The organism is Streptomyces sp. NPDC023573 (assembly GCF_055559735.1).
This window is the reverse complement of sequence record NZ_JBVHKB010000010.1, coordinates 330,644-344,986: the sequence shown is the minus strand read 5'-3', so window position 1 is coordinate 344,986 and position 14,343 is coordinate 330,644. Positions and strand designations below refer to the sequence as shown.

The window sequence follows — 14,343 nt, the reverse complement described above, 5'->3', positions numbered from 1 at the left end:
ACGCCCGGTTACATTCCGAACCCGGAAGCTAAGCCTTTCAGCGCCGATGGTACTGCAGGGGGGACCCTGTGGGAGAGTAGGACGCCGCCGAACAAATATTACGGACTAGCCCCGTGCCCTTGTGGCACGGGGCTTTTCTGCGTTCAGAGCCTTCCCTCGTACCCCTGTGCACCGGACCGCAGGGGCTGAGGGTAAGGTCAGGGGGCATCATTCGCACGTTCTTCACAGGAGGCCCCCGGGTGGAGGTCCAGGAGACTCGAGTTCAGACGAACCGAGTACTCACCATCCCCAACATCCTCAGCATGGCTCGCCTCGTCGGCGTGCCGCTCTTCCTGTGGCTGATTCTTCGCCCCGTGTTCGGCGGGCCCAACAGCGACGGCTGGGCCCTGCTGGTCCTGATGCTGAGCGGTGTCAGTGACTACCTCGACGGCAAGCTCGCGCGCCGGTGGAATCAGATCAGCAGTCTCGGCCGGCTCCTGGACCCGGCCGCCGACCGCCTCTACATTCTTTCGACCCTCGTCGGGCTCACGTGGAGGGAGATCCTGCCACTATGGCTGACAGCCGCTCTCCTCGCCCGTGAGCTGATGCTTCTCGTCATGGTGGGAATCCTTCGCCGGCACGGCTATCCGCCGCCGCAGGTGAACTTCCTAGGAAAAGCTGCAACCTTCAACCTGATGTACGCCTTCCCCTTGTTGCTGCTCAGCGACGGAAGTGGTTGGCTTGCTTCACTGGGCACCATTTTCGGATGGGCGTTCGCTGGGTGGGGTACAACCCTGTATTGGTGGGCAGGAATCCTGTACGTGGTTCAGGTCCGCCGTCTGGTCAAGGCGGATGAAGTAGCCGATTAGCTCGTTGATGTGGCGCCGTGCAGAGTCGCCGGCCCACCGGATGCTGTGGTGGTGCCCCGACGGGTGAAGTCGGCTCGACCGTCGTCTCTTCGAGGAGGACGTTTCCGACATGAAGGCCGTCGTGATGGCAGGCGGTGAAGGCACCCGCCTTCGCCCCATGACCTCAAGCATGCCCAAGCCGCTCCTGCCCGTGGCCAACCGGCCGATCATGGAGCATGTGCTGCGGCTGCTCAAACGGCATGGGCTGAACGAGACCGTTGTCACCGTCCAGTTCCTCGCCTCTCTCGTCAAGAATTACTTCGGCGACGGCGAGGAACTCGGGATGGAGCTCAGCTATGCCAACGAGGAGAAGCCACTCGGTACCGCGGGAAGTGTCAAGAACGCCGAGGAAGCCCTGAAGGACGACACCTTCCTGGTGATTTCCGGCGACGCACTCACCGACTTCGATCTCACCGATCTCATCGCGTTCCACAAGGAGAAGGGCGCACTCGTCACGGTGTGCCTCACCCGCGTCCCGAACCCTCTCGAGTTCGGGATCACGATCGTGGACGAAGACGGGAAGGTGGAGCGCTTCCTGGAGAAGCCGACGTGGGGCCAGGTCTTCTCGGACACGGTGAACACCGGCATCTACGTCATGGAGCCCGAGGTCTTCGACTACGTCCAGGCCGACACCTCCGTGGACTGGTCCGGCGACGTGTTCCCGCAGCTCATGAAGGAAGGCAAGCTCATCTGCGGCTATATCGCAGAGGGCTACTGGGAGGACGTGGGCACGCACGAGAGCTATGTGAAGGCCCAGGCCGATGTGCTGGAGCGCAAGGTCGACGTGGAGCTGGACGGCTTCGAGATCTCGCCCGGCGTCTGGGTGGCGGAAGGCGCCGAGGTCCATCCCGACGCGGTTCTGCGGGGGCCGCTGTACATCGGTGACTACGCCAAGATCGAGGCCGGCGCCGAGATCCGTGAGCACACGGTCATCGGCTCCAACGTCGTCGTGAAATCCGGCGCCTTCCTTCACAGGGCAGTCGTACACGACAACGTCTACATCGGGCAGCACAGCAATCTGCGCGGCTGCGTCATCGGGAAGAACACCGACATCATGCGGGCCTCGCGGATCGAGGACGGCGCCGTCATCGGCGACGAGTGCCTGGTCGGCGAAGAATCGATTATCCAGGGCAATGTCCGGGTCTATCCGTTCAAGACCATCGAAGCCGGCGCCTTCGTGAACACGTCGGTCATCTGGGAGTCGCGCGGACAGGCACATCTCTTCGGGGCCCGCGGTGTCACCGGGATCCTGAACGTCGAGATCACTCCGGAGCTCGCGGTCCGTCTCGCAGGCGCGTACGCGACGACCCTGAAGAAGGGCGCGACGGTCACGACCGCCCGCGACCACTCCCGTGGTGCACGCGCACTGAAGAGAGCGGTCATCTCCGCCCTCCAGGCCAGCGCCATCGATGTCCGGGACCTGGAGAACGTGCCGCTGCCGGTGGCCCGTCAGCAGACCGCACGGGGCAGCGCCGGCGGCATCATGATCCGTACGTCTCCGGGTGTGCCCGACTCGGTCGACATCATGTTCTTCGACGAGCGGGGAGCCGATCTCTCCCAAGCACGCCAGAAGAAGCTGGACCGCGTGTACGCCCGTCAGGAATTCCGCCGGGCCTTCCCGGGTGAGATCGGTGACCTTCACTTCCCGTCGAGCGTCTACGACTCCTACACCGGCTCCCTGCTCCGCAACGTCGACACGAGCGGCATCGCCGACGCGGGCCTCAAGGTCGTGGTGGACGCGTCCAACGGCAGTGCCGGGCTCGTCCTGCCCAGCCTGCTCGGCCGCCTCGGTGTGGACGCGCTGACGATCAACCCCGGGCTCGACGAGTCACGACCCACCGAGTCCGCCGAGTCGCGGCGGGCCGGACTGGTGCGCCTCGGAGAGATCGTGTCCTCCGCGCGGGCCGCCTTCGGCGTACGGTTCGACCCTGTCGGTGAACGGCTCTCTCTCGTGGACGAGCGGGGCCGCATCATCGAGGACGACCGGGCGCTGCTGGTCATGCTCGACCTCGTGGCGGCCGAGCGCAGGAGCGGACGGGTCGCCCTGCCGGTGACCACCACCCGGGTCGCCGAACAGGTCGCCGCCTACCACGGCACGCAGGTCGAGTGGACGACCACATCGCCTGACGACCTGACGCGCGTGGGACGTGAGGACACCACGATCTTCGGCGGTGACGGCCGAGGCGGCTTCATCATCCCCGAGTTCAGCAGCGTCTTCGACGGTGCGGCGGCCTTCGTCAGGCTCATCGGTCTCGTGGCCAGGACACAGCTCACCCTCAGCCAGATCGATGCCCGCATCCCGCGTGCCCACGTGCTGCGCCGGGACCTCGCCACACCATGGGCGGTCAAGGGGCTCGTCATGCGCCGGGTCGTGGAAGCGGCGGGGGAGCGCAGCGTCGACACCACCGACGGCGTGCGCGTGGTCGAGACCGACGGCCGCTGGGTGATGGTGCTGCCCGACCGCGCGGAAGCAGTCACGCACCTGTGGGCCGAGGGGCCCGACGACGCCTCGGCCCAGGCACTGCTCGACGAGTGGGCGGCGGTCGTGGACAGCGCGGGCGACTGAGCGGACCACCGTGGTCCGCAAGCCGTGTGCTGCGGCTTGCGGGCCCACGGTGGGGCCATTCGGCGGCAGCAGGCATGACGTGCGACGATGTGCGGCATGTCGCAGCCGCCCCCCGATCGGAGTAGCGCTCCGCCGCGTCCTCGCCCCGACGCGTCCATGTCGCTGCTGACCACCGTGATGGAACACAGCCTCGACGAGGGATACGCCGAGGCCTCGGCGCGTCGCCGGTCCGAGGGGCGAAACGGGCTGCCGCGCACGCTGAAGGCCAAGCTGGGACTTGCCGCCGGCCTGGTGCTGGCCGCCCTCGTGGTGACGCTCGGCGCCGCGGAGGCCCGGGTCGCGGCTCCTGTCGTGGCCAAGGAGCGCGAAGAGCTCATCGACCGGGTGAACGCCGAGACCTCCATGGCGGACACGCTCGAGGCGGATGTCGACAAACTGCGCAAGGACGTCGGAGAGCGGCAGCGCAAGGCGCTTCAGGAGCACGGTGGGGACCAGGGCGGCCTGGTGGCGTTGCTGTCCGGGGCCACCCCGGTCGAAGGTCCCGGCATCAAACTGGTCGTGGACGACGCCGAGGACACCGACCAGGGCGGCGGCGGCCCCCGTGAGTCCACCGGTTTCGCCGACACCGGGCGGGTTCGTGACCGGGACATGCAGCGTGTGGTCAACGGTCTGTGGCAGTCCGGTGCCGAGGCGATCGCCATCAACGGGCAGCGGCTGACGGCCCTCTCAGCGATCCGCGCGGCGGGCGACGCCATACTGGTCGACAACAGGCCGCTCGTGCCGCCGTACACGGTGCAGGCGGTGGGGGACGGCAAGAAGCTCGCCACGGCCTTCCAGAACAGTGCGGACGGCCAGTATCTTCAGGCGCTGCACGAGAGCTTCGACATCCGCACCAGCATCTCCGAGCAGGAGAAGGTGCGCCTTCCGGCCGCGCCCAGCCTGATCGTACGAACAGCAGAGCCTCAGGCCGCAGACACGGGCAGTGGTGCGGCAGACACAGGGAAGGGCACATCGTGATCGCCGTACTGGGCCTCGTCGTGGGAGTCGTGGTCGGACTGTTGGTCCGGCCCGAAGTTCCGGCGGTGGTCGAGCCCTACCTGCCGATCGCCGTGGTCGCCGCCCTCGACGCCGTCTTCGGCGGACTGCGGGCCATGCTCGACGGGATCTTCGTGGACAAGGTCTTCGTTGTGTCGTTCCTGTCGAACGTCGTCGTGGCCGCGCTGATCGTCTTCCTGGGCGACAAACTGGGTGTCGGGGCCCAGCTCTCCACCGGTGTGGTGGTCGTGCTCGGCATTCGGATCTTCTCCAACGCCGCGGCCATCCGCCGGCACGTCTTCCGGGCGTGAGGCCGATGAGCGACGGCATGAGCAACGAACAGAACCCGGGCGACGCACAGCAGCCCGGCCACGCGTTCAGGCCCGGAAACGGTGGGCGGGCCGGCGCGCTCCCGCCGGAAGCGCCCGAACCACCCGGGTCCGGCCCCGCACCGCCCCGGCAGGGCGGGCCGGAGGGGGTCTCGGGACGCCAGCGACTGCGGGCGGGCCTATGGCCGCCCAGGGTGAGCAGAGCCCAACTGATCGTGGCGCTCCTGCTGTTCGTCCTCGGTCTGGGCCTGGCCATCCAGGTCAGGTCGAACAGCGACAACAGCGCCCTGCGCGGGGCCCGCCAGGAGGACCTGGTCCGTATCCTTGACGAGCTCGACAACCGGACCCAGCGCCTGGAGGACGAAAAGCAGCGTCTCGACGACCAGCGCACGGAACTGGAGAACAGCTCCGACCAGGCGGAGGAAGCCCGCAAGCAGACGCTCGAGAAGGAGCGGCAGCTCGGTATCCTGGCAGGTACCGTCGCCGCACACGGTCCCGGGATCACTCTGACCATCAGTGACCCGGCCGGTGCGGTGGAGGCCGACATGCTCCTCGACACCATCCAGGAGCTGCGCGCGGCAGGCGCCGAGGCCATCGAGATCAACGGCGTGCGGGTGGTGGCGAACACATATTTCTCCGGGGACGGGGGAGAGTTGAGAGTCGACGGCCGGAAGGTCGAGTCCCCCTACGCGTTCAAGGTCATCGGCAAGCCGCAGGACCTGGAGCCGGCTCTGAACATTCCCGGCGGTGTGGTGCAGACGCTCGAGAAGGAGCAGGCCACGGTGGAGGTGGCGCGCGCCGACGACATCGTCGTGGACGCCTTGCGACCCCCGAAGCAGCCTGATCACGCTCGGTCGTCGCCCCAGTGAGGCGGCGGTGCGTCGGAGTCGAAGGACACGGGCGCCGGGTTGCGGGGGGTCGGCGCAACGGATCGGTGACGTGTGGTGGAAACTGTCGGGTGGATACGGACGTTGTGAGGATGTCCGGGTCGGCAGGTGTGGTCATTCAGGGTTCGTCCTGCCCCACGGGCGGGTCTATTTCGGTCAAGGGGAAACGCCCGTGAAGTTGTTTGCGAAGTTGTTCGGAAAGAGCGCCCGCGAGGACAGCAACAGCGCTGCCCGTCACCGCGCTCCGCGTCAGGGCGCCGAGGAGCAGGGTGCGGAGCGCCCGCTCTTCCGCGACGAGGTCCAGGGAGGCGCCGGCGCGTCGTCCGTTGACCCTGGAGGTGCAGGGCGCATAGGTTTCGGGGAGCCATCGACCTCGAGTACGGGTGGAGGGTTCGCCCCCGCTCCGGAGGGCTCGTCCATGCCGGTTTGTACGAGGTGCGGGCATCGCAATGCCGAGGCCAGCCGCTTCTGCTCCAACTGTGGTGCGCCGCTGAGGGGCGGAGTGCCCGAGCGTGCCTCCGAGACGACCTCGACCATCTCGATCTCCGGTATCGAGGCGTACGAGGCGGAGGCGACAGGCCAGACGGCCGTTCCGTCGCTCTCCCCGGAGGCCCAGGCCGCCGTCGACGCCCTGCCGGCGGGTTCCGCGCTGCTGGTGGTGCGACGCGGCCCGAACTCCGGCAGTCGCTTCCTGCTGGACGGTGACCTGACGACGGCCGGCCGTCATCCGCAGAGCGACATCTTCCTCGACGACGTGACCGTGTCGCGGCGTCATGTGGAGTTCCACAGGAACCCGGACGGTAGTTTCACCGTGGGAGACGTCGGCAGCCTCAACGGCACCTATGTCAACCGCGAGCGCATCGATTCCGTCGCGCTGACCAACGGCGACGAAGTCCAGATCGGAAAGTACCGGCTGGTCTTCTACGCGAGCCAGCGGGGCGTGTGACCCTCCCCCGGGCAGTGTCCGGGGGGACCCCAGGAAGGTCCATGCTGCGAACACCGACAGGCGGTGCCGGTCACGGCACCGCCGCCGCCGGTCAGCGCGCGATGAGCATCGGCACGGTGCTTCTGCAGCTGCGCGACGAATTTCCCGAAGTCACCATCTCCAAGATCCGCTTCCTGGAGACGGAGGGGCTCATCGAGCCCCAGCGGACGCCGTCGGGCTACCGGAAGTTCAGCCCCGCCGACGTCGAGCGGCTGACGCAGGTGCTGCGCATGCAGCGCGACCACTACCTGCCGCTCAAGGTCATCCGTGAGCACCTGGAGGCCCTCGCACGCGGTGAGCAGGTGGCACTGCCGCACGGAGGCCCGGGTGATCCCGCCGACGCCCTCCGGGACCAGGGGCAGGCCACCGCCGCCCGTATCGGACGCTCCGAGCTCCTGGCGGCCACCGAGGCGACCGAGGAGCAGCTCGACGAGTGGGAGTCGTACGGGCTGATCGTGCCGGCCGCCGGCGGGAGCTACGACGCCGAGGCGGTGAATGTGGCACGGCTGGTGGCGGACCTGGGCAGATTCGGTCTCGAACCTCGGCATCTGCGGGCCGTCAAGGCGGCCGCGGAGCGTGAGGCAGGGCTGGTCGAACAGGTGGTCGCGCCGCTGCGCCGGCACCGGAATCCGCAGACCAGGGCGCATGCGGAGGCCACTGCGAAGGAGCTCGCGGACCTCTCCGTCCGGCTCCACGCCGCGCTGGTGCAGAGCGCTCTGAAGGCCGGCTTCCACTGAGGGCGGGGGAGCCCGACTATCCAAACATGGCGGGCACGTCCTAGGGTTGCTGTGTGAACGAGCTCGACGTTGTGGGTGTCCGGGTGGAAATGCCCTCCAACCAACCGATCGTGCTCCTGCGTGAAGTGGGAGGCGACCGGTACCTCCCTATTTGGATCGGCCCTGGGGAAGCGACCGCGATCGCCTTCGCCCAGCAGGGCATGGCTCCGGCCAGGCCGCTGACCCATGATCTCTTCAAGGATGTGCTCGAGGCCGTAGGCCAGGAGCTCACCGAGGTCCGCATCACGGACCTGCGAGAAGGGGTTTTCTACGCGGAGCTGGTCTTTGCCAGCGGGGTCGAGGTGAGCGCGCGGCCGTCCGACGCCATAGCGCTCGCCCTGCGCACCGGCACGCCCATCTACGGCAGTGACGGGGTGCTGGACGACGCGGGAATCGCCATCCCGGACGAGCAGGAGGACGAGGTGGAGAAGTTCCGCGAGTTCCTCGACCAGATCTCGCCGGAGGACTTCGGTACCAACAGCCAGTGACCTTCCGCGGAGGCTGTGTCAGCGCATCCGACAAGCCGTTCCCGTAAATCAGTCACGGGAAACCACCCTCAGGGTGATTATCACTCGGCGTGCCGAGTGTGGCGATCGTTGACGCACCCCTGGTGACTGCCTACCTTCGAGGTGGCAGGTCAAGGACGGAGGTCGGCGTGAGAAGCAGCGGCGACGGTACGGCTGCGGGTGGGCCGTACCGGCAGCACGGCAGTGCGGCCGACCACTCCATCAGACAGCCGGTTCAGCCGGCTGTGGTGGCAGCGGACGGTGTGGGAGTGGCAGGGGACATCGGCTATCGGGGGCCGACAGCGTGCGCGGCGGCCGGCATCACCTACCGGCAGCTCGACTACTGGGCGCGTACAGGGCTGGTGGAGCCGAGCGTGCGTCCGGCGTACGGGTCGGGGACGCAGCGTCTCTACAGTTTCCGGGACGTGGTCCTCCTCAAGATCGTCAAGCGGTTCCTGGACACGGGGGTCGCTCTGCAGAACATCCGGACCACCGTGCAGCACCTCAGGGCGCGCGGATTCACGGATCTCGAGCGGATGACGCTGATGAGCGACGGTGCGACGGTCTACGAGTGCTCCTCGCCCGACGAGGTCGTGAATCTCCTCCAGGGCGGCCAGGGTGTCTTCGGTATCGCCGTCGGTGTCGTCTGGCGGGATGTCGACGCGGCGCTGTCCCAGCTCCACGGAGAGCGTGTCGACACGGGGGAGACCCTGATCGGCCACAACCCCGCCGACGAACTGGCGCGTCGGCGCAATCGCGCGGGCTGAGTCACCGGGGCGGGACGGGACGGCACAGTGCGTGCGCCGGGCGGGGCGGTTGTCAGTGGCATAGGGCAGCATCGGTCCATGTGAGAGCCGCGCCCACCATTCTGCATCTGGACATGGATGCCTTCTACGCCTCGGCCGAGCAGGCGTCGAAGCCGAGCCTGCGCGGCAAGCCGGTGGTGGTGGGCGGCCTGGGGACGCGTGGCGTGGTCGCCACCGCGTCCTACGAGGCCAGGCGTCTCGGCGTGCATTCGGCGATGCCGATGGCGCAGGCGAGGCGCCTCGCGCCCAACGCGGCCTATCTGGTCCCGCGCTTCGCGCTCTACCGGACGGTGAGCGACCAGGTGATGGAGCTGCTCGGGCGGCTGTCACCGCTCGTCGAGCCGCTCAGCCTGGACGAGGCCTTCGTCGACCTGGAGGCCGGCGGGGTCGCCGACGACTCGGAGTCCGCGCGGGCGATCGGCGGGCAGTTGCGCACCGTTATCGGAGCCGTCACCGGACTCAGCGGTTCCGTCGGCCTGGCAGGATCCAAGATGCTGGCCAAGATCGCCTCCGAGGAGGCGAAACCGGACGGGCTGCTGCTGATCGAGCCCGGCACCGAGCGTGAGCTCCTGGCGCCCATGTCCGTGCGCATCCTCCCGGGCGTGGGTCCCGCCACAGGTGACCATCTCCGGCGCGCCGGAATGACCCTCGTCAGTCACCTGGCGGAGGCGGGCGAGGCGGAGCTCGTGCGGCTGCTGGGCAAGGCGCACGGTGTCGCGCTTCACCGCATGGCGCAGGGGTACGACGACCGTCCCGTCGTCGCGGAGAGGGACGCCAAGTCCGTGTCGGTCGAGGACACCTTCGACGTCGACCTGCACGACCGGGTGCGCGTGAGGGCGGAGGTCGAGCGGCTCGCGGACCGGTGCGTGCGGCGGCTGCGGGGCGCCGGCCGTTCCGGGCGCACCGTCGTCCTCAAGGTGCGCCGCTACGACTTCTCGACGCTCACCAGGTCCGAGACCCTGCGCGGCCCCACGGACGACCCCACGGTGGTCAGGGAGGCCGCTGCGCGGCTCCTGGAGGCCGTGGACACGACCGGCGGCGTCCGGCTGCTCGGCGTCGGTGTCACGGGGCTGGCGGACTTCACGCAGGAGGACCTCTTCGCGCAGGCCGCCGACGCGGAGCACGCCGCCGGGGAATCCGCCGCGGCCGCGGTCGCGGCGGACGCCGCGGCGGTCGAGGGGCGGCCAGGGGCGGAGGAGGAGCCCGGCGGGGAGACCGGGGGGAGCGAGGAGCATCTGGCCGCGCGGCGCTGGCCGGCCGGCCACGACGTACGGCACGAGGTCCACGGGCACGGCTGGGTGCAGGGCAGCGGCGTCGGCCGGGTCACCGTGCGCTTCGAGGAACCGTGGACGCCGCCAGGCCGGGTGCGGACCTTCCGGATCGACGATCCGCAGCTGCAGCCGGCCGATCCGCTCCGCCTGGTCCGGGAGCCGGCGGACTACTCCTCGTGGCCCGCGAGCCTGCCGAAGTCCCTGTCCGGAGCCGGGCCGGCCGAGGGGGAGGAGTCCAGTCCGTAATGGCGGTAGAGCTGCAACTCCTGCTCGGGAGAGAGATGGCGGCCCACGCCGAAGTCCGGCGCGTCCTTGATCAGGGCCCGGTCGAAGGGGATCACGAGTGCGCCGTCGACGAATTCGCTCGGTTCCAGCGGGACGAACGCGTCCCTGGTGAAGAGACCGGTGCGGACGGCGGCCCACTCGGGGACCCCGGTCGCGTCGTCGAGATAGACCTCGTCCACCGTTCCGATCTTGGCACCTTGGCGGTCGAAGGCCTTGCGGCCGATCAGGCTGCGCGGATCGATGTCGGTCTGCACGGTGCCTCCCACTGGTCACAACTGCATCAGGTGGTCGCGGCTGCTCCACAGGCACTACGAAATGCCAGATCCGGGAGCTCGGCCACTCGAGACGGCCCGCCCCGGCCCCGCTGGTAGGCTGGAGCACGGCTGCTGACCCTGTGCGGGAGAGTCCTCCGGAGCGATTCGGAGGCGCCGAAGGAGCAACTCCTCCCCGGAATCTCTCAGGCCCCCGTACCGCACGGACGAGGTCACTCTGGAAAGCAGGGCGGGATCCGTACGGCACATGCCGCGACGGGGACCACCCTCACCGACGGTGAAAGCCGGTATGCCCCGGGGCGTGCCGGTGAAGCTCTCAGGTCGAGATGACAGATGGGGAGGCCGTTCGGGCAGCCACGCCGTGGCGCCCCTCGCAGGTCGTGACAGACCAGGAGGCCTCCATCATGACCCCCCGTCGCACTCCGCTCTCCCAGCTGGAGCAGGGCATTCCGTTCGAGCAGCGCCACATCGGGCCCGATGCCGAGGCCCAGGCGAAGATGCTGGCCCAGGTCGGCTACGGCTCCCTCGACGAGCTCACCGCCGCGGCGGTGCCCGACGTGATCCGGAGTGCCGAGGCACTGAACCTCCCCGAGGCCCGCACGGAGGCCGAGGTCCTGGCCGAGCTGCGCAGCCTCGCCGACCGTAACCAGGTGCTCGCACCGATGATCGGGCTCGGCTACTACGGCACGTTCACCCCGCCGGTGATCCTGCGCAACGTCATGGAGAACCCTGCCTGGTACACGGCCTACACGCCGTACCAGCCCGAGATCTCCCAGGGGCGGCTCGAAGCCCTCCTGAACTTCCAGACGATGGTCGCCGACCTCACCGGCCTGCCGACCTCCGGCGCCTCGCTCCTGGACGAGGGCACCGCGGCGGCCGAGGCCATGGCTCTGGCACGGCGGGTCGGCAAGGTGAAGGGCGGCGTCTTCCTGGTCGACTCCGACACCCTGCCGCAGACCGTCGCCGTGATCGAGACCCGCGCCGAGCCGACCGGTGTCGAGGTGGTCGTCGCCGACCTCGCCGAGGGCATCCCCGCCGAGATCGCCGAGCGGGGCGTCTTCGGCGTGCTGCTCCAGTACCCGGGCGCCTCCGGCGCCGTGCGCGACATCAAGCCCGTCATCGACCAGGCGCACGAGCTGGGCGCGATCGTGTCCGTCGCGGCCGACCTGCTGGCCCTGACCCTGCTCACCTCGCCCGGCGAGCTGGGCGCGGACATCGCCGTGGGCACCACCCAGCGCTTCGGTGTCCCGATGGGCTTCGGCGGACCGCACGCCGGCTTCATGGCCGTGCGCGAGAAGTTCGCCCGCAGCCTGCCCGGACGCCTCGTCGGGGTCTCCGTCGACGCGGACGGTGACAAGGCCTACCGGCTGGCGCTGCAGACCCGCGAGCAGCACATCCGCCGTGAGAAGGCCACCAGCAACATCTGCACCGCCCAGGTGCTGCTCGCCGTCATGGCCGGTATGTACGCCGTCTACCACGGCCCCGAGGGGCTGCGGACGATCGCCCGGCGCACCCACCGGTTCGCCGCCATCCTGGCTGAAGGGCTGCGCGGAGCCGGGACCGAGGTCGTGCACGACGCGTACTTCGACACCCTCACCGTCCGCGTTCCCGAGGGAGCGGCCGGTGTGGTCGCCGACGCGCGTGAGCGCGGGGTGAACCTGCGGCTCGTCGACGCCGACCACGTCTCCGTCGCCTGCGACGAGACCACGACCCGCACCCAGGTGGCCGCCGTCTGGGCGGCCTTCGGGGCCGGGGGCGACATCGACGCCCTGGACGCCGGAACGGCCGACGCGCTGCCCGAGGGGCTGCTGCGCGACGACGAGATCCTCACCCACCCGGTCTTCCACCGGTACCGCTCCGAGACGGCGATGCTGCGCTACCTGCGCAAGCTCGCCGACCGTGACTACGCGCTGGACCGCGGCATGATCCCGCTCGGATCCTGCACGATGAAGCTCAACGCGACCGCCGAGATGGAGTCGATCACCTGGCCCGAATTCGGTGCGCTGCACCCCTTCGCGCCGGCCGAGCAGGCGCAGGGCTTCCTCACCCTCATCCGGGAGCTCGAGGAGCGCCTTGCCGAGGTCACCGGGTACGACGCCGTCTCCATCCAGCCCAACGCCGGCTCGCAGGGCGAATTCGCCGGCCTGCTGGCCGTGCGCGCCTACCACCGGGCCAACGGGGACCACGCACGCACGGTCTGCCTGATCCCGTCCTCCGCCCACGGCACCAACGCCGCGAGCGCCGTGATGGCCGGCATGAAGGTCGTCGTGGTGAAGACCGCCGACGACGGCGAGGTCGACATAGAGGATCTCCGGGCCAAGATCGCGACCCACCGCGACGAGCTCGCCGTCCTCATGATCACCTACCCCTCCACGCACGGGGTCTTCGAGGAGCACGTCGCGGACATCTGCGGGGAGGTGCACGACGCCGGCGGCCAGGTGTACGTGGACGGCGCCAACCTCAACGCGCTGGTCGGTCTCGCCAAGCCGGGCCACTTCGGCGGCGACGTCTCCCACCTGAACCTGCACAAGACCTTCTGCATCCCGCACGGCGGCGGCGGTCCGGGTGTCGGCCCGGTCGGAGTGCGCGCCCACCTGGCGCCGTACCTCCCCAACCACCCCCTCCAGCCCGCGGCGGGCCCGGAGACCGGCGTCGGGCCGATCTCGGCCGCTCCGTGGGGATCGGCGGGCATCCTGCCGATCTCATGGGCGTACGTACGCCTCATGGGGGGCGAGGGTCTCAAGCGTGCGACGCAGGTCGCCGTACTCGCGGCCAACTACATCGCCAAGCGCCTCGAACCGCACTTCCCGGTCCTCTACAACGGCCCGGCCGGCCTGGTCGCGCACGAGTGCATCGTGGACCTGCGGCCGGTCTCCAAGGCGACCGGGGTCAGCATCGACGACATCGCCAAGCGGCTGATCGACTACGGCTTCCACTCGCCGACCATGTCGTTCCCCGTGGCCGGGACGCTGATGATCGAGCCGACGGAGAGCGAGGACCTGGCCGAGCTCGACAGGTTCTGCGACACGATGATCGCCATCCGCGGCGAGATCGACAAGGTCGCCTCCGGCGAGTGGAGCGGGGACGACAACCCGCTGCGCAACGCCCCGCACACGGCGGCGGCGCTCGGTGGCGAGTGGACCCACGCCTACAGCCGCGAGGAGGCGGTCTTCCCCGCCGGCGTCACGCCTTCGGACAAGTACTGGCCGCCGGTGCGCCGGATCGACGGTGCGTTCGGTGACCGCAACCTCGTCTGCTCCTGCCCGCCCCTGGACGAGTACGACCAGTAAGCAGGGACGCGTCGGGGCCGGTGTGGAGACTTCTCCGGGCCGGCCCCCGTGTTCCGTCTGCCGCGGTCAGGCGGCCCTCACCACCTGACCGCTCTTCAGCGGGCGGTGAGGGGCGATGACCTGCCCGTCGGGGAGCAGCTCACCGGTGTCCTCGAAGAGCAGGACGCCGTTGCACAGCAGGCTCCAGCCCTGTTCCGGGTGGTGGGCCATCAGACGTGCGGCTTCCCGGTCGTTGGAGTCAGCGGTCGGACAGGGTGGCTGGTGCTGGCACATGGGTGGGTTCTTTCGCTGCGTCGATTCGAGTGTCCTGCGGCTGGACGAATGGCTCATGGCCGCCCCCGTATCAAGTCGGTCCGGTCCCAGTGTTGCCCTACGGGCGTCTCTCCGCAGGGATTTCGCGGCAGCTGCTGTTCTCCTCCCCTGACGCATCACCCGGCCGGACGGTTCG

The 14,343-nt window shown here is 69.2% G+C and carries 13 protein-coding genes, 1 rRNA gene and 1 riboswitch; of the genes, 12 read left to right on the top strand and 2 right to left on the bottom strand.

Annotation, left to right across the window (positions count from 1 at the left end; translation table 11 throughout):
* From rrf to ACZ32T_RS29615, 11 genes are all read left to right on the top strand, one after another.
* Nucleotides 1-93, top strand: a 5S ribosomal RNA gene (gene rrf / locus ACZ32T_RS29665); the annotation flags it as partial.
* A 146-nt stretch (nt 94-239) separates the two neighbouring features.
* Complete coding sequence (locus tag ACZ32T_RS29660; protein WP_467274424.1) at nt 240-848, top strand: CDP-alcohol phosphatidyltransferase family protein; 609 nt, start codon at nt 240-242, stop codon at nt 846-848.
* Between the two features lie 109 nt (nt 849-957).
* Complete coding sequence (locus ACZ32T_RS29655) at nt 958-3,453, top strand: sugar phosphate nucleotidyltransferase (protein ID WP_467274422.1); 2,496 nt, start codon at nt 958-960, stop codon at nt 3,451-3,453.
* A 96-nt stretch (nt 3,454-3,549) separates the two neighbouring features.
* On the top strand, nt 3,550-4,470 hold the full coding sequence (locus tag ACZ32T_RS29650; RefSeq protein ID WP_467274420.1) for a DUF881 domain-containing protein: 921 nt from the start codon (nt 3,550-3,552) through the stop codon (nt 4,468-4,470).
* Nucleotides 4,467-4,799, top strand: a complete 333-nt coding sequence (locus ACZ32T_RS29645) for a small basic family protein (RefSeq protein WP_003970459.1) — start codon at nt 4,467-4,469, stop codon at nt 4,797-4,799. Before ACZ32T_RS29650 ends, ACZ32T_RS29645 begins: the two co-directional genes overlap by 4 nt.
* Before the next feature lie 17 nt (nt 4,800-4,816).
* Nucleotides 4,817-5,686 (top strand): DUF881 domain-containing protein, encoded by an 870-nt coding sequence (locus ACZ32T_RS29640; RefSeq protein ID WP_467370008.1) that lies wholly within the window; start codon nt 4,817-4,819, stop codon nt 5,684-5,686.
* Between the two features lie 190 nt (nt 5,687-5,876).
* Nucleotides 5,877-6,650: an FHA domain-containing protein gene (locus tag ACZ32T_RS29635; protein WP_467274417.1), complete on the top strand. Its 774-nt coding sequence runs from the start codon at nt 5,877-5,879 to the stop codon at nt 6,648-6,650.
* A gap of 41 nt (nt 6,651-6,691) precedes the next feature.
* Complete coding sequence (gene ftsR / locus ACZ32T_RS29630; protein WP_467274416.1) at nt 6,692-7,426, top strand: transcriptional regulator FtsR; 735 nt, start codon at nt 6,692-6,694, stop codon at nt 7,424-7,426.
* 53 nt (nt 7,427-7,479) lie between these two features.
* Nucleotides 7,480-7,953, top strand: a complete 474-nt coding sequence (locus ACZ32T_RS29625; protein WP_006123076.1) for a bifunctional nuclease family protein — start codon at nt 7,480-7,482, stop codon at nt 7,951-7,953.
* 167 nt (nt 7,954-8,120) lie between these two features.
* Nucleotides 8,121-8,738 carry a MerR family transcriptional regulator gene (locus ACZ32T_RS29620; protein ID WP_104790518.1) on the top strand — a complete coding sequence of 206 codons (618 nt, stop codon included), beginning with the start codon at nt 8,121-8,123 and terminating at the stop codon, nt 8,736-8,738.
* 80 nt (nt 8,739-8,818) lie between these two features.
* On the top strand, nt 8,819-10,294 hold the full coding sequence (locus ACZ32T_RS29615; protein WP_467370006.1) for a DNA polymerase IV: 1,476 nt from the start codon (nt 8,819-8,821) through the stop codon (nt 10,292-10,294).
* On the opposite strand, the gene ACZ32T_RS29610 is transcribed toward ACZ32T_RS29615, so the two are convergent.
* Nucleotides 10,216-10,587 (bottom strand): PRC-barrel domain-containing protein, encoded by a 372-nt coding sequence (locus tag ACZ32T_RS29610; protein WP_467274414.1) that lies wholly within the window; start codon nt 10,585-10,587, stop codon nt 10,216-10,218. The two genes, ACZ32T_RS29615 and ACZ32T_RS29610, sit on opposite strands and share 79 nt — an antisense overlap.
* A gap of 133 nt (nt 10,588-10,720) precedes the next feature.
* Nucleotides 10,721-10,816: riboswitch (glycine riboswitch) on the top strand.
* 193 nt (nt 10,817-11,009) lie between these two features.
* On the opposite strand from ACZ32T_RS29610, the gene gcvP reads away from it, so the two are divergent.
* Nucleotides 11,010-13,895: an aminomethyl-transferring glycine dehydrogenase gene (gene gcvP, locus ACZ32T_RS29605; RefSeq protein ID WP_467274413.1), complete on the top strand. Its 2,886-nt coding sequence runs from the start codon at nt 11,010-11,012 to the stop codon at nt 13,893-13,895.
* Nucleotides 13,896-13,961: 66 nt separating this feature from the next.
* On the opposite strand, the gene ACZ32T_RS29600 is transcribed toward gcvP, so the two are convergent.
* Nucleotides 13,962-14,168 carry a DUF5999 family protein gene (locus ACZ32T_RS29600; RefSeq protein WP_467274411.1) on the bottom strand — a complete coding sequence of 69 codons (207 nt, stop codon included), beginning with the start codon at nt 14,166-14,168 and terminating at the stop codon, nt 13,962-13,964.
* Nucleotides 14,169-14,343: the final 175 nt, after the last annotated feature.

What these genes read in the sequence shown, in the direction of transcription:
- gcvP (WP_467274413.1), top strand. Translation starts at nt 11,010, where the DNA reads ATGACCCCCCGTCGCACTCCGCTCTCCCAGCTGGAGCAGGGCATTCCG.
- ACZ32T_RS29640 (WP_467370008.1), top strand. Translation starts at nt 4,817, where the DNA reads ATGAGCAACGAACAGAACCCGGGCGACGCACAGCAGCCCGGCCACGCG.
- ACZ32T_RS29600 (WP_467274411.1), bottom strand. Translation starts at nt 14,168, where the DNA reads ATGTGCCAGCACCAGCCACCCTGTCCGACCGCTGACTCCAACGACCGG.
- ACZ32T_RS29655 (WP_467274422.1), top strand. Translation starts at nt 958, where the DNA reads ATGAAGGCCGTCGTGATGGCAGGCGGTGAAGGCACCCGCCTTCGCCCC.
- ftsR (WP_467274416.1), top strand. Translation starts at nt 6,692, where the DNA reads ATGCTGCGAACACCGACAGGCGGTGCCGGTCACGGCACCGCCGCCGCC.
- ACZ32T_RS29650 (WP_467274420.1), top strand. Translation starts at nt 3,550, where the DNA reads ATGTCGCAGCCGCCCCCCGATCGGAGTAGCGCTCCGCCGCGTCCTCGC.